The organism is Sphingobium xanthum (assembly GCF_019737615.1).
Lineage (GTDB): Bacteria > Pseudomonadota > Alphaproteobacteria > Sphingomonadales > Sphingomonadaceae > Sphingobium > Sphingobium xanthum.
The window spans coordinates 129,364-147,609 of record NZ_JAHKKS010000008.1; the positions used below are offsets into that span (position 1 = coordinate 129,364).

Annotated in this window: 16 protein-coding genes; 3 read left to right on the forward strand and 13 right to left on the reverse strand. The window is 65.1% G+C overall.

Annotation, left to right across the window (positions count from 1 at the left end):
* Positions 1-339: 339 nt before the first annotated feature.
* Both groL and groES read right to left on the reverse strand, forming a co-directional pair.
* Entirely contained in the window at positions 340-1,983 is a 1,644-nt protein-coding gene (gene groL, locus KM135_RS13855) for a chaperonin GroEL (protein ID WP_221714605.1), read from the reverse strand.
* A 59-nt stretch (positions 1,984-2,042) separates the two neighbouring features.
* On the reverse strand, positions 2,043-2,330 hold the full coding sequence (gene groES, locus KM135_RS13860) for a co-chaperone GroES (protein ID WP_221714606.1): 288 nt from the start codon (positions 2,328-2,330) through the stop codon (positions 2,043-2,045).
* 331 nt (positions 2,331-2,661) lie between these two features.
* On the opposite strand from groES, the gene sppA reads away from it, so the two are divergent.
* Together sppA and KM135_RS13870 are read left to right on the forward strand one after the other, a co-directional pair.
* A complete protein-coding gene (gene sppA, locus KM135_RS13865) occupies positions 2,662-4,548 on the forward strand; it encodes a signal peptide peptidase SppA (protein ID WP_425517045.1) in 1,887 nt (628 codons plus the stop codon).
* Positions 4,548-4,949, forward strand: coding sequence for a GFA family protein (locus tag KM135_RS13870; protein WP_221714607.1), 402 nt, complete (start codon positions 4,548-4,550; stop codon positions 4,947-4,949). Before sppA ends, KM135_RS13870 begins: the two co-directional genes overlap by 1 nt.
* Here the strand turns inward: KM135_RS13870 and KM135_RS13875 are convergent.
* On the reverse strand, positions 4,925-5,584 hold the full coding sequence (locus tag KM135_RS13875; protein ID WP_221714608.1) for a trimeric intracellular cation channel family protein: 660 nt from the start codon (positions 5,582-5,584) through the stop codon (positions 4,925-4,927). The two genes, KM135_RS13870 and KM135_RS13875, sit on opposite strands and share 25 nt — an antisense overlap.
* Positions 5,585-5,697: 113 nt before the next feature.
* On the opposite strand from KM135_RS13875, the gene KM135_RS13880 reads away from it, so the two are divergent.
* Positions 5,698-6,276 (forward strand): NADPH-dependent FMN reductase, encoded by a 579-nt coding sequence (locus KM135_RS13880; protein WP_221714609.1) that lies wholly within the window; start codon positions 5,698-5,700, stop codon positions 6,274-6,276.
* A 113-nt stretch (positions 6,277-6,389) separates the two neighbouring features.
* On the opposite strand, the gene lpdA is transcribed toward KM135_RS13880, so the two are convergent.
* The 10 genes from lpdA to KM135_RS13930 all read right to left on the reverse strand — a co-directional run bounded on the left by lpdA (position 6,390) and on the right by KM135_RS13930 (position 18,246).
* Positions 6,390-7,790, reverse strand: a complete 1,401-nt coding sequence (gene lpdA / locus KM135_RS13885) for a dihydrolipoyl dehydrogenase (protein ID WP_221714610.1) — start codon at positions 7,788-7,790, stop codon at positions 6,390-6,392.
* Between the two features lie 51 nt (positions 7,791-7,841).
* Positions 7,842-8,111, reverse strand: a complete 270-nt coding sequence (locus KM135_RS13890; RefSeq protein WP_281422180.1) for a GIY-YIG nuclease family protein — start codon at positions 8,109-8,111, stop codon at positions 7,842-7,844.
* A gap of 69 nt (positions 8,112-8,180) precedes the next feature.
* Positions 8,181-9,455: a 2-oxoglutarate dehydrogenase complex dihydrolipoyllysine-residue succinyltransferase gene (gene odhB, locus KM135_RS13895; RefSeq protein WP_221714611.1), complete on the reverse strand. Its 1,275-nt coding sequence runs from the start codon at positions 9,453-9,455 to the stop codon at positions 8,181-8,183.
* A gap of 30 nt (positions 9,456-9,485) precedes the next feature.
* The gene (locus KM135_RS13900) at positions 9,486-12,308 is read right to left on the reverse strand and encodes a 2-oxoglutarate dehydrogenase E1 component (RefSeq protein WP_221714612.1); all 2,823 of its coding nucleotides are present in this window, start codon (positions 12,306-12,308) and stop codon (positions 9,486-9,488) included.
* A gap of 105 nt (positions 12,309-12,413) precedes the next feature.
* A complete protein-coding gene (gene sucD, locus KM135_RS13905; RefSeq protein WP_221714613.1) occupies positions 12,414-13,298 on the reverse strand; it encodes a succinate--CoA ligase subunit alpha in 885 nt (294 codons plus the stop codon).
* Positions 13,295-13,894, reverse strand: a complete 600-nt coding sequence (locus tag KM135_RS13910) for a hypothetical protein (protein WP_221714614.1) — start codon at positions 13,892-13,894, stop codon at positions 13,295-13,297. The genes sucD and KM135_RS13910 overlap by 4 nt, the downstream gene beginning before the upstream one ends.
* Before the next feature lie 14 nt (positions 13,895-13,908).
* A complete protein-coding gene (locus KM135_RS13915; RefSeq protein ID WP_221714615.1) occupies positions 13,909-14,403 on the reverse strand; it encodes a hypothetical protein in 495 nt (164 codons plus the stop codon).
* A complete protein-coding gene (gene mdh, locus KM135_RS13920) occupies positions 14,400-15,362 on the reverse strand; it encodes a malate dehydrogenase (protein WP_221714616.1) in 963 nt (320 codons plus the stop codon). Before mdh ends, KM135_RS13915 begins: the two co-directional genes overlap by 4 nt.
* Positions 15,363-15,495: 133 nt before the next feature.
* On the reverse strand, positions 15,496-17,112 hold the full coding sequence (locus tag KM135_RS13925; RefSeq protein ID WP_221714617.1) for a hypothetical protein: 1,617 nt from the start codon (positions 17,110-17,112) through the stop codon (positions 15,496-15,498).
* 42 nt (positions 17,113-17,154) lie between these two features.
* Positions 17,155-18,246, reverse strand: coding sequence for a glycosyltransferase (locus KM135_RS13930; RefSeq protein WP_221714706.1), 1,092 nt, complete (start codon positions 18,244-18,246; stop codon positions 17,155-17,157).

Below are 18,246 nucleotides of genomic sequence, written 5' to 3' on the forward strand. Positions count from 1 at the left end.
CAGTGGGGGTCGGCAGCAATGCCGACCCCCATTTAGCATGTGCGGGAACCGTGCTCCTCCAAGTTGATCCGTTCGCTCTCAGCCTGTCGAAGCCTGTCCTGAGCGCCTGCCTTGGCAGGCAGTCGAAGGGGGCTGCACTTCATGTCGGCCGCGCGTGATGCCGAGAGAAGGACAGCCCTTCGACAAGCTCAGGGCGAACGGCGATTTGGCCATATTGGCGCGGACGCGCCGTCGTCAGTGAGGCATCCTGGACACACAAAAAGGCCGGCGACTCGCGTCGCCGGCCTTTCTTGTCTGTGACGGGATGCCGGCCGGAGCCGGCATCGCCCGAGCGCGGACTTAGAAGTCCATGCCGCCCATGCCGCCCATGCCGCCGGGCATGCCGGCCGGAGCAGCCTTGTCTTCCGGCAGCTCGGCAATGGTCGCCTCGGTGGTGATCAGCAGGCCGGCGACCGAAGCCGCGTCCTGCAGGGCAGCGCGGACGACCTTGGTCGGGTCGACGACGCCAGCCGCCTTGAGGTTCTCATAGGTGTCGGTCGCGGCGTTGAAGCCCTGATCGACATTGCCTTCGCGCAGCAGGTTGCCAGCGACGACGGCGCCATCGACGCCCGCATTCTGGGCGATCTGACGAAGCGGAGCCTCGATCGCCTTGCGGATGATGTCGACGCCGCGCGTCTGGTCGTCATTGGCGCCCTTCAGGCCGTCAAGCGCCTTGGTCGCGTAGAGGAGAGCCGTGCCGCCGCCAGGGACGATGCCCTCTTCGACAGCAGCGCGAGTCGCATGGAGAGCGTCATCGACGCGGTCCTTGCGCTCCTTGACTTCCACTTCCGACGCGCCGCCGACCTTGATGACGGCCACGCCGCCAGCGAGCTTGGCAAGACGCTCCTGCAGCTTCTCGCGGTCATAGTCCGACGTGGTCGACTCGATCTGCGAGCGGATCTGCTCGACACGGCCCTTGATGGCATCAGCTTCGCCCGAACCGTCGACGATGGTCGTGTTGTCCTTGTCGATGGTGACGCGCTTGGCCTGGCCGAGCATGCCGAGGGTGACGGTCTCGAGCTTGATGCCGAGATCTTCCGAGATCATCTGACCGTTGGTCAGGATCGCGATGTCCTCGAGCATCGCCTTGCGACGATCGCCGAAGCCCGGCGCCTTGACGGCAGCGATCTTCAGGCCGCCACGCAGCTTGTTGACGACGAGCGTGGCCAGAGCCTCGCCCTCGATGTCCTCGGCGATGATGAGGAGCGGACGGCCCGACTGCACCACGGCCTCGAGGATCGGCAGCATCGACTGGAGCGACGACAGCTTCTTCTCGTGGATGAGGATGTAGGGGTCGTTCAACTCGACCTGCATCTTCTCGGGGTTGGTGATGAAGTAGGGCGAGAGATAGCCACGATCGAACTGCATACCCTCGACGACGTCGAGCTCGAAGTCGAGACCCTTGGCCTCTTCGACGGTGATCACGCCTTCCTTGCCGACCTTCTCCATGGCTTCAGCGATCTTTTCGCCGACTTCCACGTCGCCATTGGCCGAGATGATACCGACCTGGGCGATTTCCTGCGTACCGGAGACCGGGGTCGAACGGGCCTTGAGGTCCTCGACGACCTTGATCACGGCGAGATCGATGCCGCGCTTGAGGTCCATCGGGTTCATGCCGGCGGCAACCGACTTCATGCCCTCGCGCACGATCGCCTGGGCGAGAACGGTCGCGGTGGTGGTGCCGTCGCCGGCGATGTCGTTGGTCTTCGAGGCCACTTCGCGCACCATCTGCGCGCCCATATTCTCGAACTTGTCCTTGAGTTCGATTTCCTTGGCGACGCTGACGCCGTCCTTGGTGATGCGCGGAGCGCCGAAGCTCTTGTCGATGACGACGTTACGGCCCTTCGGGCCCAGCGTGACCTTCACCGCGTCGGCGAGGATATCGACGCCGCGCAGGATGCGCTCACGAGCGTCGCGCGAAAATTTGACGTCCTTGGCTGCCATAATGCTAACCTCTTCTTTCTGAGAAACTTTTGAGTGAAATTGTCAGCGACGGGTTCGGCTCAGCCGATGATGCCCAGAATGTCGCTTTCCTTCATGATGAGCAGGTCTTCACCGTCGACCTTGACTTCGGTGCCAGACCACTTGCCGAACAGGACGCGGTCACCGGCCTTGACGTCCAGCGGCGTCACCTTGCCGTCGTCGGACTTGGCGCCCGAACCCACGGAGACGATCTCGCCTTCCTGCGGCTTCTCCTTGGCGGTGTCGGGGATGATGATGCCGCCGGCAGTCTTCTCATCAGCTTCGATGCGGCGAACGAGCACGCGATCGTGCAGCGGACGAAATCCCATATGATATCCTTTCCTTTAGGGCGTGGGCCGCCCCGGCTCCCCGGAAGGATGAAACTGGCATCGGCATCTTGCCGATCGGACCAGCGATCCCCAGATACCGGCTTGTCCCCCGCTCGTGAATCAGCCTGTTAGCACTGTCACTCGATGAGTGCTAACGAGCGCCATATGGGCGCTGTCCCGGGCTGGTCAAGGCGCAGTGCAGCAAAAATTCGGCCATTGATATGAATCGTTTGGCGACAGCGTCGGATCGTGACCTCTGTCTGATGACGAGTCCCGTGCATCGCCGGGCCAGATGCGCTAGCGATGCCGCACGAAGGAGACCTGCCCCGTGCTGAGTTTTGTCAAAGGTGCCTGGAAACTGCTCGTCGCGCTCAAGGACGGGATGGTGCTTCTGTTTCTGCTGCTGTTCTTCGGCTTGCTGTATATGGGCCTCAAGGCCGCGCGCACCGAAGACGGCACGCCGGGCAGCGGCGCGCTCTATCTCGCGCTGAACGGCCCGATTGTCGAGCAACCGCGCGAGATCGATCAGGTCTCGACGCTCGTCGGCAATGACGGTCCGGCCGAATATCGCCTGCGCGATGTGGTGCGGGCGATCGAGCTGGCCGCTGACGACTCCAACATCAAGGCCGTCGTACTCGATCTCGATGGATTCGGTGGCGGCGGTCAGGTGGCCATGGAGCGGGTCGGGGCGGCGCTGGACAAGGTGCGCGCCGCGGGCAAGCCGGTTTTGGCGCATGCGAGCTTCTACGACGACGATGCCTATCTGCTGGCCGCGCATGCGAGCGAAGTCTGGCTGGCGCCGCTCGGCATGGTCGGGGTGACAGGCCCGGGCGGAAGCAATCTCTATTACAAGGGCCTGATCGACAAGCTCGGCGCCAGGACCCATGTCTATCGCGTCGGCACCTACAAGAGCGCAGTCGAGCCCTACATCCGCACGGATCAATCGGACGAGGCGCGGGCCGCCAATCAGGCGCTGGTGACGGCGGTGTGGAACGGCTGGCTCGCCAATGTCGCCAAGTCACGGCCCAAGGCGAAGATCACTGATTATCTGGCCGATCCCGTCGCGTTGCTCCGCGCTCAGTCCGGCGACACGGCCAAGGCGGCACAAGCGGCCGGCCTCGTCGACAAGCTCGGTGACGAGATCGCCTTCGGCACGCGGGTCGCCGATCTTGCGGGTGAAGGGCGCGATGGCGGTCCCGGCGATTTCGCGGCGATTCCGGTCACGAGCTATGTGCGAAAGCATCCCGCGCGGAAGGTCGGGCAGGTCGGCGTCATCACCGTCGCTGGCGAAATCGTCGATGGCGAGGCCCCGGCCGGGATGGCGGGCGGCTCCACCATTTCCAATCTGATCCGCGACGCGCTGAGCGACGACAGCGTGAAGGCGCTGGTTCTGCGCGTGGATTCACCGGGCGGTTCGGCAGCGGCATCGGAGGACATACGCTCGGCGCTGACCGAAGCGCGCAAGCGCGGCCTGCCGATCGTCGTCTCCATGGGCAATGTGGCGGCGAGCGGCGGCTATTGGGTCAGCACGGCGGGCGATGTCGTGTTCGCCGAGCCGTCGACCATCACCGGCTCGATCGGCGTGTTCGGCATCCTGCCGAGCTTCGAGGACACGCTCGCACGGATCGGCGTCACCAGCGACGGCGTGAAGGCGACGGCGCTTTCCGGCGAGCCGGATGTGATCGGCGGCGTCAGCCCGGAATTCGATGCCCTCGCCCAGGCCAGCGTGGAGGACATCTACGGCAAGTTCATCGGCCTCGTCGCCACCGCCCGCAAGCTGACGCCGCAGCGCGTCGATGAGATCGGCCAGGGCCGCGTCTGGGATGGCGGGACGGCGCATCAACTGAAACTGATCGACCGGTTCGGCGGCCTCGACGACGCCATCGCCGAGGCGGCCCGACGCGCGAATCTCTCCGGCGAGGCGGCGGGCGCGCGCTATTTCGATCCGGAGCCGGATGACATCTCCAAGTTCCTCGCCTTGTTCGGCGGGGAGCAGACGAGCGTGCGGGCTGGACCACGCGACTGGCTGAGCCACGCCGCGCGCCGGCAGGAGCAGCTTGCGGCGCGGGTGTTCACCGATCTGCGCGGCCTCATCGAGGGCCCCGCGATCCGCGCCGATTGCCTGGAGTGCCGCATTTACACGCCCGCCCCGCCGATGCGGCAGGCGGAGAAGGCGAGCTGGTTCGCCTTGCTCGCCAAGTGGGCGACGGGCGCCTGATGGTGGCCGAAGCCATTGCCGGCGGCTGCCTGTGTGGCGCTTGCCGTTACGAGGCGCATGGTGAGCCGGTCGATGTGCGCATCTGCCATTGCCGCAAGTGCCAGAAGGCGACCGGGGCGCCGCTTTATGCCCGCGTGCGGATGCCCGGCGACGCCGTGACGATCTCCGGCCCTGTAGGCTGGTATCCGAGTTCGGAGCACGTCCTGCGCGGCTTCTGCCCGAACTGCGGCACCAGCCTCTTCGCCAGGCGCGCCGATGGCGTGACCATCAGCCTGATGATGGGGAGCCTCGACGACCCGGATCGTTTCACCCCCACCGGACAAATCTGGATGTCGAGCAAGCAGGCCTGGGTCGATCTGGGCGGCGATCTGCCGGGCTATGAAGAGGGGCCGCCCGCCTGATCCTGTCCGTGACCATAATGCGGCAGGGCTAATCCCCGGGCGATCGCGATAGCGCGCAAGGCAAAGCCCGCCAGCGCGGCGAACATGCCGGCAGGCGTAGCCGGCGCGCCGAGGCTCAGCAGCAGCGCATACAGACCCGCCGAGAGCGCCGCGGCGGTCACGTAGATTTCCGGTCGCAGCAGGATCGAGGGTTCGCCGGCCAGCAGATCGCGGATGATGCCGCCGACGCAGGCCGTCGAAATCCCCATCATCGCGGCGATCAGCGGATGCACGCCGAAGCTCATCGCCTTGGCAGTGCCGAACACTGCGAAGGCGGCAAGGCCCACCGCGTCCAGCCAGTCAAGCGCCCGCTCGCTCCACCAGTGGCGCGGCGTCGCGAAGATGATGATCGCGGCGGCGAGGCAGATCAACGTGTGGCTGACGTCATGCACCCAGAAGACCGGCGCACCGATCAGCAGATCGCGCACCGTGCCGCCGCCAACGCCGGTCACCAGCGCGAAGAAGGCGAACGTCACCAGCGTCTGCCTGAGCCGTGCGGCTGCCAGGGCACCGGAGGCGGCGAAGACGAACGTGCCGACGAAGCTCAGTGCCGAGAGGATCGGTTCGATGGGTACGTTGATCGCGGGCGGCGTCATCGCGCGGACTTACTGCCGGGCTGGGGGACTGTCGAGGCCGCTTCCTTGCCGGGCGGCGGCAAGGGCGGATATGGTCCGACGCCCGACCCCACTCAATCAACGGAGCCAAGCCCATGTCTCTCTCGATCCTCGTCTTCTACGGCTCCTATCGCGAAGCCCGCGCCGGCATCCGCCTCGCCGACTATACGGTCTCCCAGCTCGCGGGGCGCGGCCACGCCGTCGAACTGATCGATGCCAAAGAGGTCGGCCTGCCGATGCTCGACAAGCGCTACATGGATTATGCCCCGGGCACGGCCCCGGCCAACATGGTCGCGCTCGCCGAAAGGCTGGTCGCGGCCGATGCTTTCGTCTTCGTCGCCGGCGAGTATAATTGGGGCATCCAGCCCGGCCTCAAGAATCTGGTCGATCATTATGGCAATGCCGAGTGGGCGCGGCGGCCGGCAGGGATCGTCAGTTACTCGGCCGGGCGCATGGCGGGCGCGCGGTCCAATTCCGCCTGGCACCCGACGCTTACCAGCCTCGGCATCACGATCGTCCACAGCACGGTAGCGGTCGGCGGCATCACCAGCAGCCTGGACGAGAGCGCCACGCCGATCGGCGAAGGCGGCGCCGCACTCGACCGCGCATTCCCGGCCTTCATGGAGGAGCTGGAATGGTGGGGTGCGGCAGTGAAAGCGGCGAAGGGGCAATAAGAATCACCCCTCCCTTTCAAGGGAGGGGAAGGGGGTGGGTGTCGCGCAGCGATCTGCGACGCTGCAAGCACCACCCCAACCCCTCCTCTGAAAAGGAGGGGCCATCAAGCGGATCAGATATGGATCGGCTTGCCCTGCACTGCCATCGCCGCTTCCTTCACCGCCTCGTTGTGCGTCGGATGCGCGTGGCAGGTATAGGCGATGTCCTCGGAGGTCGCGCCGAATTCCATGGCCTGCGCGGCCTGCGCGATCATCGTGCCGGCCGGTGCCGCGATGATCCAGACGCCGAGCACCTTGTCGCTGGCCGCATCGGCGATGATCTTCACGAAGCCTTCGGTCTCGGCGATCGCCTTGGCGCGGCTGTTCGCGAGCATCGGGAACTTGCCGATCTTGACCTCGCCGCGCTCCTTCGCCTGCTCCTCGGTGAGGCCGACGCCGGCAATCTCCGGATGCGTATAGACGACGCTCGGGATCACATCGTGATTCACGAGGCCGGTGAGGCCGGCGATATTCTCGGCGACGGCAATGCCCTCGTCCTCTGACTTGTGCGCCAGCATCGGGCCGGGGATGACGTCGCCGACCGCCCAGATACCGGGCACCTTGGTGGCGAATTCGTGGTCGGTCTCGATCTGACCGCGCTTGTTGAGCTCCAGGCCGATCTTGTCGAGGCCGAGGCCTTCCGTGTTCGGCCGGCGGCCAATGGCGACCAGCACGGCATCGGCCTCGATCGTCTCGACCGCGCCGCCCGCGGCCGGCTCGACGGTGACGGTGGCCTTCTTGCCCTTGACGGAGACGCCGGTGACCTTGGTCGAGGTCTTGATCTCGAAGCCCTGCTTCGCGAAGAGCTTGGCCGCTTCCTTGCGGACTTCGCCGTCCATTCCCGGCAGAATCTGGTCGAGAAACTCGACGACGGTCACTTTCGCGCCGAGGCGCTGCCAGACCGATCCGAGCTCCAGCCCGATGACGCCGCCGCCAATGACGACGAGATGGCCGGGCACCTTCTTGAACGAGAGTGCGCCGGTCGAATCGACCACGATGCCCTTGTCGTTATCGACCGCGACGCCCGGCAGCGGCGTGACGCTCGATCCGGTCGCGATGATGATATTCTTCGCGGTGACGCTCTTGCCGGCGACCTCCACCGTGTGCGCGTCCTTGAAGGTCGCGTGCGCCTTCAGCCAGTCGATCTTGTTCTTCTTGAACAGATACTCGATGCCGCCGGTGAGACCGGTGACGGCCTTGTCCTTGTCCGCCAGCATCGTCGGCAGGTCCAGTTCGACATTGCCGAGCTTCACGCCATGCTTGGCGAGCGCACCGCTCTTGGCCTCGTGAAACAGCTCGGAGGCGTTCAGCAGCGCCTTGGACGGGATGCAGCCGACATTGAGGCAGGTGCCGCCCAGCGTCTCGCGACTCTCGGCGCAGGCCGTCTTGAGACCGAGCTGCGCCGCCCGGATCGCCGCGACATAACCGCCCGGCCCGGAACCGATCACGAGGACGTCATAGTCGTAGTCAGCCATTGCGTACTCCATCGAACGTTCCGGTGTTCCTGCGAAGGCAGGAACCCATCGCTACGCTGCAATATCGGGCCACAGATCGATCCATTCGCGATTGCACTCGTGGATCAATCTTATTTTCCAGGCCCGCTTCCATTTCTTGATCTGCAATTCGCGCAATCGCGCTTCCTGCAGGTCATCATGCGCTTCGTACCAGACCAGCATCCGACAGCCATATTGCTTGCTGAAACCGTCGATCAGACCTTCGCGATGCTGATAGCAGCGCTGCAGCAGCTCACTTGTCACGCCCAGATAGAGTGTGCCGTTGCGCTTGCTAGCCATCATGTAAACGAAGCCGCGTTTCGTTACCGCCCCCGTCGCTTGGGCTCCTGCCTTCGCAGGAGTACTGTTACATCAAAGATCGATCAGCAGTCGCGTCGGGTCCTCGATCGCATTCTTGATCGCGACGAGGAAGGTGACGGCCTCGCGCCCATCAACCAGGCGATGATCGTAGCTCAGCGCCAGATACATCATCGGGCGGACCACGACCTGGCCGTTCACGACGACGGCGCGGTCCTCGATGCGGTGGAGGCCCAGCACGCCGGACTGCGGCGGATTGATGATCGGCGTCGACATCAGGCTGCCGAACACGCCGCCGTTGGAGATGGTGAAGGTGCCACCGGCCATGTCGGCCATGGTGAGCGTGCCATCCTTCGCCTTCTTGCCGAATTCGCCGATGGTCTTCTCGATCTCGGCGATGCTCAGGCTCTCGGCGTTGCGGATCACGGGCACGACCAGGCCGTTGGGCGCGGAGACGGCGACCGAGATGTCGCAGAAATCATTGTAGATGATCTCGTCGCCCTCGATCTGGCCGTTGACGCCCGGAATGTCCTTGAGCGCCATGCAGGCGGCCTTCACGAAGAAGCCCATGAAGCCCAGGCGCACGCCGTGCTTCTTCTCGAACAGGTCCTTGTACTTGGTGCGCGCCGCGATGACGGCGGTCATGTCGACATCGTTGAAGGTGGTCAGGATCGCGGCATTGTTCTGCGCTTCCTTGAGCCGCTTGGCGACGGTCTGGCGCAGGCGCGTCATCTTGACGCGCTCCTGATGGCGCGACGGGTCACCGGCGGCGGCAGGCGCAGCGGCGGCAGGTGCCGCGCTGGGCACAGCAGCGGCAACCGCCGTGCCGGCCGATATGGCGGCCATCACATCGTCCTTGGTCAGGCGGCCGTCCTTGCCGGTGCCCGGGATGCGGCTCGGATCGAGGCCATGCTCCAGCACCAGACGGCGCACGGCCGGAGACAAGGTGATCGACCCGCCATCGGCCTCGACCGCCGGAGCGGCAGCGGGTGCAGCCACGGGAGCCGGCGCAGGTGCCGGAGCGGGCGCAGGCGCCGCCTCGGTCTTGACCGGCGCAGGTGCAGCGCTTTCCGCCTTGGCAGCAGGTGCGCCACCGGCTTCGACGGTCGCGATCACCGCGCCGACATTCACCGTGTCGCCTTCCTTGACGAGTTGTTCGCCCATCACGCCGGCAACCGGCGAGGGCACTTCCACGGCGACCTTGTCGGTCTCCAGGCTGGCGATCGGCTCGTCGATCTTCACGGCATCGCCGGGCTTCTTCAGCCACTGGCCGACGGTCGCTTCGGTGACGGATTCGCCCAGCGTTGGCACTTTGACTTCGGTGGCCATGTCTTTCCTCCTGAACCCGACTGAGGGCCCTTAAGCTTTCTTCTGACGCCGGATCTCGGTGCGCACGCTGTGGCCGAGAGCATCGGCCACGAGCGCGCCCTGCTCGGCGAGGTGGCGCTTGGCGAGACCGGTCGCGGGCGAGGCGGCGGCCTTGCGTCCGGCATAGCGGGCGCGCATCGGCGCCTTGCCGGCGGCTTTCAGCGCTTCCTCGATGAATGGCTCGGCGAAGAACCATGCGCCGTTGTTGCGTGGCTCTTCCTGGCACCAGACGACATCTTCGAGGCTGGTCATCCGTTCGATGCGCTTGGCGAGCGCCTCGGTCGGGAAGGGATAGAGTTGCTCGATGCGGACGATCTGGGTGCCCTTGTCCTGCGCCGCGTCGCGCGCCTCGATCAGGTCATAAGCCACCTTGCCCGAGCAGAGCACCAGCCGCTTCGTCTCCGCGTCCGCTGCCCCATTGGTGTCGGAGAGGATGCGCATGAAGTGCTTGTCGCCCATGAAGTCCTCGGCCTTCGAGACCGCGAGCTTGTGGCGCAGCAGCGACTTGGGCGTGAAGACGATCAGCGGCTTGCGGAAGCTGCGCAGCATCTGGCGGCGCAGCAGGTGGAAATAATTGGCCGGCGTGGTGCAATTGGCGACCTGGATATTGCCCTCGGCACAGAGCTGGAGGAAGCGCTCGACGCGCGCCGAGCTATGCTCCGGGCCCTGGCCCTCATAGCCATGCGGCAGCAGCAGCACGAGGCCGTTGGCGCGCAGCCACTTGGACTCCGACGAGGCGATATACTGATCGATCAGGATCTGCGCGCCATTGGCGAAATCGCCGAACTGCGCTTCCCAGAGCACGAGGCTCTTGGGGTCAGCCATGGCGTAGCCATATTCGAAGCCGAGCACGCCATATTCGGAGAGCGGGCTGTCATAGACCTCGAAATGGCCATGCGGCACATTGAGGAGCGGGATGTACTTCTTTTCCGTGTCCTGATCGACCCAGACGGCATGACGCTGGCTGAACGTCCCGCGGCCCGAATCCTGGCCCGAGAGGCGCACGCCATAGCCTTCCGACAGCAGCGAGCCGAACGCCAGTGCCTCGCCGGTCGCCCAGTCGAAATTGGTGCCGGACTTGAACATCTCCGCCTTGGCATCGAGGATACGGCGCAGCGTCCTGTGGACGTTGAGGTCGGCGGGCACGGTCGTCAGCGTGCGGCCCAGGCTCTCGAACAGCTTGGGCGAGAGCGCCGTCTCGACATTCTTGCGCGAGGTCTCGACGTCGGCGGGCTGATGCAGGCCGGACCAGCGACCGGCGAACCAGTCGGCATGGTTGGACTTGTAGGTCTTGGCCGCCTCGAACTCTTCCTCGAGCAGGTCGACGAACGCCTCGGTGGTGACGTTCATGAACGCATCGTCGATCACGCCCTCTTCGCGCAGGCGGGCGGCATAGACCTCGCTCACCGGCGGATGGTTCTTGATCTGCGCATACATGAGCGGCTGGGTGAAGCTCGGCTCGTCGCCTTCATTGTGGCCGAAGCGGCGATAGCACCACATGTCGATCACGATGTCGCGGTGGAAGGTCTGGCGATATTCGATCGCGACCTTGCACGCGAAGGTCACGGCTTCCGGATCGTCGCCGTTGACGTGAATGATCGGCGCCTGCACGCCCTTGGCGACATCGCTCGGATAGGGCGAGCCGCGCGAGAATTGCGGGCTGGTCGTGAAGCCGATCTGGTTGTTGACGACGAAGTGGATGCAGCCGCCGGTATTATAGCCGCGCACGCCGGAGAAGCCGAGGCATTCCCAGACGATGCCCTGGCCCGCGAACGCCGCGTCGCCATGGATCAGCACGGGGAGGACCTGGCGATGCTTGCCGGGGCCGATATCGTCGCGGAAGAGCTGCTGCGCGCGCACCTTGCCGAGTACGACCGGATCGACCGTCTCGAGATGCGAGGGATTGGGGACCAGCGACATATGGACGCTGATGCCGTCGAACTCGCGGTCGGTGCTGGTGCCGAGGTGATATTTCACGTCGCCCGATCCGCCGACATCCTCGGGATTGGCGGTGCCGCCCGAAAATTCGTGGAAGATGACGCGGAAGCCCTTGGCGAGTACATTGGCGAGTACGTTGAGGCGGCCGCGATGGGCCATGCCATAGACGATCTCGCGCACGCCATATTGGCCGCCATATTTGATCACGGCTTCGAGCGCCGGGATCATGGACTCGCCGCCATCGAGGCCGAAGCGCTTGGTGCCGACATATTTGCGGCCCAGGAACTTCTCGTACTGCTCGGCCTGGAGGACCTTGGAGAGGATCGCCTTCTTGCCCTCGGGCGTGAACTGGATTTCCTTGTCCTTGCCTTCCATGCGGTCCTGCAGGAAGCGGCGCTCCTCCACATCGGAGATGTGCATATATTCGAGGCCGACATTGCCGCAGTAATTGCGACGCAGCACCTGGACGATCTCGCGGATCGTACTCCATTCCATCCCGAGCGCGCCGCCCGTGTAGATGCGGCGGTCGAGATCGGCGCCGGAGAAGCCGTGATATTCCGGGGTGAGGTCAGCCGGCAGATCGCGCGCGGAAAGGCCGAGCGGATCGAGATTGGCCGCGAGGTGCCCGCGCACGCGATAGGTGCGGATCAGCATCATGGCGCGGATGCTGTCGCCCGCCGCACGCGCGATGTCGGCGTCGGAGAGGATCGCTGTGCCCGCCTTCGCGGCCGCGGCCTTGATCGCGACCTGCATCTGCGTCGGGTCGAGCGCGGCGGTCAGATCGTCCGTCGTATCGACCGGCCAGCCCTTGCGTGCCCAGCTCGGGCCTTGCTCGACTTCGGTTTCGCCCGCGAAATCCTGGTTCTCTAGTCCCATGGCTTCAATCCTTGCTCCGCCACGTTTCGTCCGGCGTCATCCGGACGGGTCTTCACCCGATCTGCCCGCCCTAGCGGCAATGGGTGAAGCGCGCGTTAACCATCGTCAGCCCTTCAAAACCTCGAGCAGCGTCGTGCCGAGCTCCGAGGGGCTCGCCGCCACCTTGATGCCGGCCGCTTCCATCGCCGCGATCTTGCTCTCCGCATCGCCCTTGCCGCCCGAGACGATCGCCCCGGCATGCCCCATCCTGCGGCCCGGAGGCGCCGTGCGACCTGCGATGAAGCCGGCCATCGGCTTCTTGCGGCCCTTCTTGGCCTCGTCGATCAGGAACTGCGCGGCCTGCTCCTCGGCATCGCCGCCGATCTCGCCGATCATGATGATCGACTCGGTCGCGTCGTCTGCCAGGAACAGTTCCAGCACGTCGATGAAGTTGGTGCCGTTGACCGGGTCGCCGCCAATGCCGACCGCCGTGGTCTGGCCGAGGCCGGCGTTCGAGGTCTGAAACACCGCTTCATAGGTAAGCGTGCCCGAGCGGGATACAACGCCCACGCTGCCCTTCTTGAAGATGGAACCGGGCATGATGCCGATCTTGCACTCGCCGGGCGTCAGCACGCCGGGACAGTTCGGGCCGATCAGCCGCGACTTGCTGCCCGAGAGCGCGCGCTTGACGCGCACCATGTCGAGCACCGGAATGCCTTCCGTGATCGTCACGATCAGCGGCACCTGCGCATCGATCGCCTCGAGAATGGAGTCGGCTGCGAATGGCGGCGGCACGTAGATGACGCTGGCCGTGGCGCCGGTCCTGGCGACCGCTTCCTCGACCGTGTCGAAGACGGGCAAGCCGATATGCTCGCTGCCGCCCTTGCCCGGAGTCACGCCGCCGACCATCTGCGTGCCATAAGCCAGCGCCTGCTCGGTATGGAAGGTGCCGGTCGCGCCGGTCATGCCCTGCGTGATCACCTTGGTATTCTTGTCGACGAGGATGCTCATGGTTCAGCGCTTTCAGCTTGATAAGGTTTGAGAGACCACATGGTCTTCCACTCATTCGTTTCGTATTTGCTCATCGCTGAGACTTGCACAGCAATGAAACGGCCGCCGAAGATGCGGTCGAGCGAAAGCTTGCTGCCCTCTTCAGGCAACGGAAACTCGATAAGGCCCGTAGTCCTGTAGACTTCCCGAAGCTGCATTTCTTCACGGGACGTAAATTCAGTTTTCAGCACTTTTTCCCAAGTGCGCATGAACGGGAGGCCGGATGCGGCGACGGCGCACCCTCGCGTGTAATATGTGCCACTTGGCTTGCGTTCCCAATTGATCAGATAGCTCACCCGGCTCAACCGCATCTCATAGAAGCGGGCGTTGCGAATACGACCATAGGACCGCCGAAGGTCTGATGGCAGTTCTGAGGCCTCGAGTGCCCTGATCTCTCCCGGCGCGAACTTCGCCCGCCCCTGCATGCAGGCTTCGCGAAACTTGGCGATGACGGCATCGATCTCGCTCTTCTTCCAGTCCGAAGTGTCCGCCGCAAGACTCGAGGAGAGGGGCACCAACATCGTGGAAAGCGTGATCGCGACGACAAGAGCGGACATGGCGGGACGGCAGCTCATCGCGAATAGCCATCCCGCTTCCGGACCGACAGCAGGACTGTCGTTCCCCGTTCCTTGGTGTACCATTCGATATCAAACTGCCGGCTGCCGTCGGCCCAAATACCACGGTAATAATCAGTTTTCGCGACCTTCTTGTGCGGCCGCTTTCCAAAACGCGCTTCGATCGCTGCGAGATATTGGGAGAGCTCGAAGCTTGGCTCGAAATCGCGCGCAACGGCGCAGAGGCCCGCCCCGCGATAGCCGAACACGGACATCTCCATGCCCGGAAGCTTATACCTCGCGCCAGGGATCACGGGCTTACGATCTTTGAAACCCGACACGACCTCCTTGGTGACACCCGGCAGCGAGGAAGCTGCGGCATGCTGGCCAGCGAGGTCGGCAGGGGCAAGGCAGACGGTCGAAAACGTCGTCATCATCCCATCCAGCGCATCGGCCACCGACGCATCGGTGGCGCCCGCTAGCAGCATCGAGGCAAGGCCGAGCGACATCACGCCAGGCTCGGATCAATACCCTTGCACGCCACCAGCAGTTCCTTGACCGCATCGACGCTGACCTGGAGATAGCCCTTGGCTTCGTCGTCCAGCTCGATCTCGACGATCTGCTCGACGCCGCCGGCGCCGATGATCACCGGCACACCGACATAAAGATTGTCCACGCCATACTGGCCCGTGAGGTTCACGGCGCAGGGCAGGAGGCGCTTCTGGTCGAAGAGATAGGCTTCGGCCATCGCGATACCGCTGGTCGCGGGCGCATAGAAGGCGGAGCCGGTCTTGAGCAGGCCGACAATCTCGCCGCCGCCCGAGCGCGTGCGGGTGACGATCGCGTCGATGCGCTCCTTGGTCGAGCGGCCTTGCTTGATGAGGTCGGGGATGGGGATGCCGGCGACGGTGGAATATTGCACGACCGGGACCATCGTGTCGCCATGGCCGCCGAGGACGAAGCTGTTCACGTCCTTGACCGAGACCTGGAATTCCTCGGCGAGGAAGTGGCTGAAGCGCGCCGAGTCCAGCACGCCGGCCATGCCGACCACCTTGTTGTGCGGCAGGCCGGAGAATTCGCGCAGCGCCCAGACCATCGCGTCGAGCGGGTTGGTGATGCAGATGACGAAGGCGTCGGGCGCGTTGGCCTTGATGCCTTCGCCGACGGCCTTCATGACCTTGAGGTTGATGCCGAGCAGGTCATCGCGGCTCATGCCGGGCTTGCGGGCGACACCGGCGGTCACGATGATGACGTCGGCGCCGGCAATGTCGGCATAGTCGTTGGAACCGGTGATCCTGGCGTCGAAGCCTTCGACAGGCCCGCACTGGGAGAGATCGAGCGCCTTGCCCTGGGGGACGCCTTCCACGACGTCGAACAGGACGATGTCGCCGAGGCCCTTGAGTGCGGCGAGATGGGCGAGCGTGCCGCCGATATTGCCTGCACCGATGAGCGCGATCTTCTTGCGAGCCATAGGCGGTCAACTCCCTTGCGCCGTATGAAATGATGGGCGTGCCCTTAGGCCCATTTTCCTAACGGTTCAATGAAGATTCCCCCGGAAATCCGCTTTTCTTTGCAATTCGTTCGCAATAGCAATAAAGGATGTTTCAGTTGGGCAAGAGCGAGGTCGGCCGGCGCAGTATCTGGGTCGTCAGCCAATATTCGCCCGGCGCCGCCTGCGCCGGCTCGGCTTGCCAATAGCTCGGAAATGCATCCAGCGCGGCGGGCGGCATTGCGCCGATGGCTTCGCTGTTGCGGACGGCGTGAAGGTCTCGCCAGCCGCGCCGGTCGATGCGGGTGACGACCAGCGCCTCATAGCCGTCGAGCGCGCTTAGCGGCTGCGGCTCGCCCGGCTGGCCGCCTGGCGCGATGCGTTGCACGCTCGTGCCGTCGAGCGAGAGCAGCCATTGCTCATTGTCGGTCGGGCTGAGCCAGCTGTGCGGGAAATAGGTGCGGCCCCAGTCCGCTCCGGAATAGACGATCGCGCGATCGGGGCCGGCCGCTTCGAGCGCGCGCATCAGCCCCGCTTCCGGCCCGGCCGCGAACCAGTCCGCGCGATAATGATAGGCGATGGTGCCGGAAAGCGCGCCGGCCAGCGTGACGGCGGCTGCGGCGCGGCGGATGCGGCGCAGGCTTTCGGTCGTCGGCACGAGCCGCGGCGTGAAGCAAGCCGCGGCGAGCAGCACGACGAGCAGGCCGAGCCAGGCGTGGGCGGGCGGCTCCGTCCAGAGATAGAGCCGCAGGACCGGCCCCGCGATGACGACCAGCAGCGCGCCGGTCACGGTCGCGAACAGCAGCAGGGCGAACGGATGCGTCCGCTCGGAAGGCCCGTTGCGCGTCAGTCGGCCGACATAGCAATGCAGGCCAAGCGCGATCAGGACCGCTGTCCCGCCGATCAGCAGGACCGCGCCGGGCAGCAGCACATAGTCGGCATTATGCGCGACCAGCTTGGCGCCGATGGCGACGAGGCCGTGCGGCGTGAGCCCGTCGGCTTGCGGCCCGTCGAGCAGACGCAGCGCGACCGGCAGCGCCCAGAACAGGATGGCGACGAGCAGGAACCGCGCCCGCTGGCGCGCATGGGCTGCGTCCGAGGCAGCGAACAGCAGCAGCGCGAACAGCGTGGCGGCCGCCACCATGCCGGACAGGCCGCTCAGGCCCGAACAGATGCCGAGCGCGGTGAACAGGACCAGCGGCTCCGGCCCGCCGATCTTGCCGCGTGTCAGCAGGATGGCGAGCTGCCAGCAGAACAGGATGAAGACGATCGGTTCCGGCCCGAGATTGGTGACCGGCTCGATGAAGCGCGGCGAGAGCGCGATGATGGCGCCCGCGATCACGGCGGTGCGCAGGTCCATCCGCATGGCGAGCGCGCGCAGCAGCTGCCACAGGGCGGCGGTGGCGAGCAGCACATGCGCGATCTTGAGGCCGGCGACCCCGATCGGGCTGATCCGCCAGAGCAGCCAGTCGATGAGCAGCGGGAAGGGGGCGGTTTGCAGCGGCGCCGGAACGAGATCTGGCTCGGGCGCACCGGCGATCCAGGCGATCAGCCGGCCGAACGGCAGCGTGATCGCCTTGAGATGTGCGACGTCCGTGACGCCGGGCGCGCCGGTGACGGCGAAAAGCAAGGCGTTCAGCGCGAAGACGAGCAGGACGACCGGGATCAATCGACGCAGAATCAGGTCGAGATTGCCCTGCGTTTCCGCCCCTCCGCCCGATCGTCGCCCCATGGCGCGATCATAGCGGATAAATGCGCTGCTGCTACGCCTTGTTCAGCGCTTCTTCTTCCAGGTGAAGAAGGCCGACATCGCATAGTTCCAGACCACGCTGACCGTGATGCCCGCCAGGGCCGAGATCGCCCAGTAGGTCTTGTTGATGAACAGCCAGTCGGCGACGCCGACATTGGCCGCAGCACCGAAGGCGCAGACCAGGTTGAAGGTGATCCAGCCGCGCAGCAGGCCCCAGCCCTTCAGGCGCTGGTCGCGATAGGTGAACATGTTGTTCAAGAAGAAGTTGCTCGAGATGGCGACCAATGTGGCCGCCGCCTGCGAGACGCCGAACGGCTGGCCGAGGCCCTTGAGCACGAAGGTCAGCACGGCGAAGTGGACGAACACGCCCAGGCCGCCGACCATGGCGAAGCTCAGGAACCGGACCGGGATCAGATGGCCGATCATCTTGTCCAGCAGCAGCTGGACATATTCCCACAGTACCAGGCTATCGAGCTTGCTCTCGCCATGCTGGCGCGTGCGGAAGGTGTAGGGCACTTCCGCGACGCGCAGCGGCGTCGGCGCGCTGGCCGCGATGTCGAGCAGGATCTTGAAGCCGACCGTCGAGAGATGCGGCAGCGAGCGCATGAAGGCGTCGCGACGCATCATCATGAAGCCGCTCATCGGATCGGAAATCGGTGTTTGCGTCAGGCGCAGCGCGAGCTTGGTCGCGAACTGGCTCATCCTGATGCGGCTCTCGCTCCACTCGCCCATGCCACCGCCTTCGACATAGCGGCTGCCGACGACCAGATCGACGTCGCCCTGCCCGATCCGTTCGAACATCGCCTTGAGGATGGTCTCGTCATGCTGGAGGTCGGCGTCCATGATCGCCACGACCGGCGCGGCGGTGGCGAGAATGCCCTCGACACAGGCGCTGGAAAGGCCACGCCGCCCGACCCGCTGGATCACGCGCACCCGCGCATCGGCCAGCGCCAGATTGCGCACCGCTTCGGAGGTGCCGTCCGGCGAATTGTCGTCCACGAACACCAGTTCCCACGGGATGCCGGGCAGCGCCTTGTCGACGAGGTCGACAAGCAGGCCGACATTCTGGGACTCGTTGAACGTCGGCACGACGATGGCAAGCTGTGCAGGGAGCAT

What these genes read in the sequence shown, in the direction of transcription:
- groL (WP_221714605.1), bottom strand. Translation starts at nt 1,983, where the DNA reads ATGGCAGCCAAGGACGTCAAATTTTCGCGCGACGCTCGTGAGCGCATC.
- KM135_RS13900 (WP_221714612.1), bottom strand. Translation starts at nt 12,308, where the DNA reads ATGGGACTAGAGAACCAGGATTTCGCGGGCGAAACCGAAGTCGAGCAA.
- odhB (WP_221714611.1), bottom strand. Translation starts at nt 9,455, where the DNA reads ATGGCCACCGAAGTCAAAGTGCCAACGCTGGGCGAATCCGTCACCGAA.
- lpdA (WP_221714610.1), bottom strand. Translation starts at nt 7,790, where the DNA reads ATGGCTGACTACGACTATGACGTCCTCGTGATCGGTTCCGGGCCGGGC.
- KM135_RS13875 (WP_221714608.1), bottom strand. Translation starts at nt 5,584, where the DNA reads ATGACGCCGCCCGCGATCAACGTACCCATCGAACCGATCCTCTCGGCA.
- KM135_RS13930 (WP_221714706.1), bottom strand. Translation starts at nt 18,246, where the DNA reads ATGCTCCCTGCACAGCTTGCCATCGTCGTGCCGACGTTCAACGAGTCC.
- groES (WP_221714606.1), bottom strand. Translation starts at nt 2,330, where the DNA reads ATGGGATTTCGTCCGCTGCACGATCGCGTGCTCGTTCGCCGCATCGAA.
- KM135_RS13890 (WP_281422180.1), bottom strand. Translation starts at nt 8,111, where the DNA reads ATGATGGCTAGCAAGCGCAACGGCACACTCTATCTGGGCGTGACAAGT.
- KM135_RS13870 (WP_221714607.1), top strand. Translation starts at nt 4,548, where the DNA reads ATGGTGGCCGAAGCCATTGCCGGCGGCTGCCTGTGTGGCGCTTGCCGT.
- KM135_RS13880 (WP_221714609.1), top strand. Translation starts at nt 5,698, where the DNA reads ATGTCTCTCTCGATCCTCGTCTTCTACGGCTCCTATCGCGAAGCCCGC.
- KM135_RS13910 (WP_221714614.1), bottom strand. Translation starts at nt 13,894, where the DNA reads ATGTCCGCTCTTGTCGTCGCGATCACGCTTTCCACGATGTTGGTGCCC.
- sucD (WP_221714613.1), bottom strand. Translation starts at nt 13,298, where the DNA reads ATGAGCATCCTCGTCGACAAGAATACCAAGGTGATCACGCAGGGCATG.
- mdh (WP_221714616.1), bottom strand. Translation starts at nt 15,362, where the DNA reads ATGGCTCGCAAGAAGATCGCGCTCATCGGTGCAGGCAATATCGGCGGC.
- KM135_RS13925 (WP_221714617.1), bottom strand. Translation starts at nt 17,112, where the DNA reads ATGGGGCGACGATCGGGCGGAGGGGCGGAAACGCAGGGCAATCTCGAC.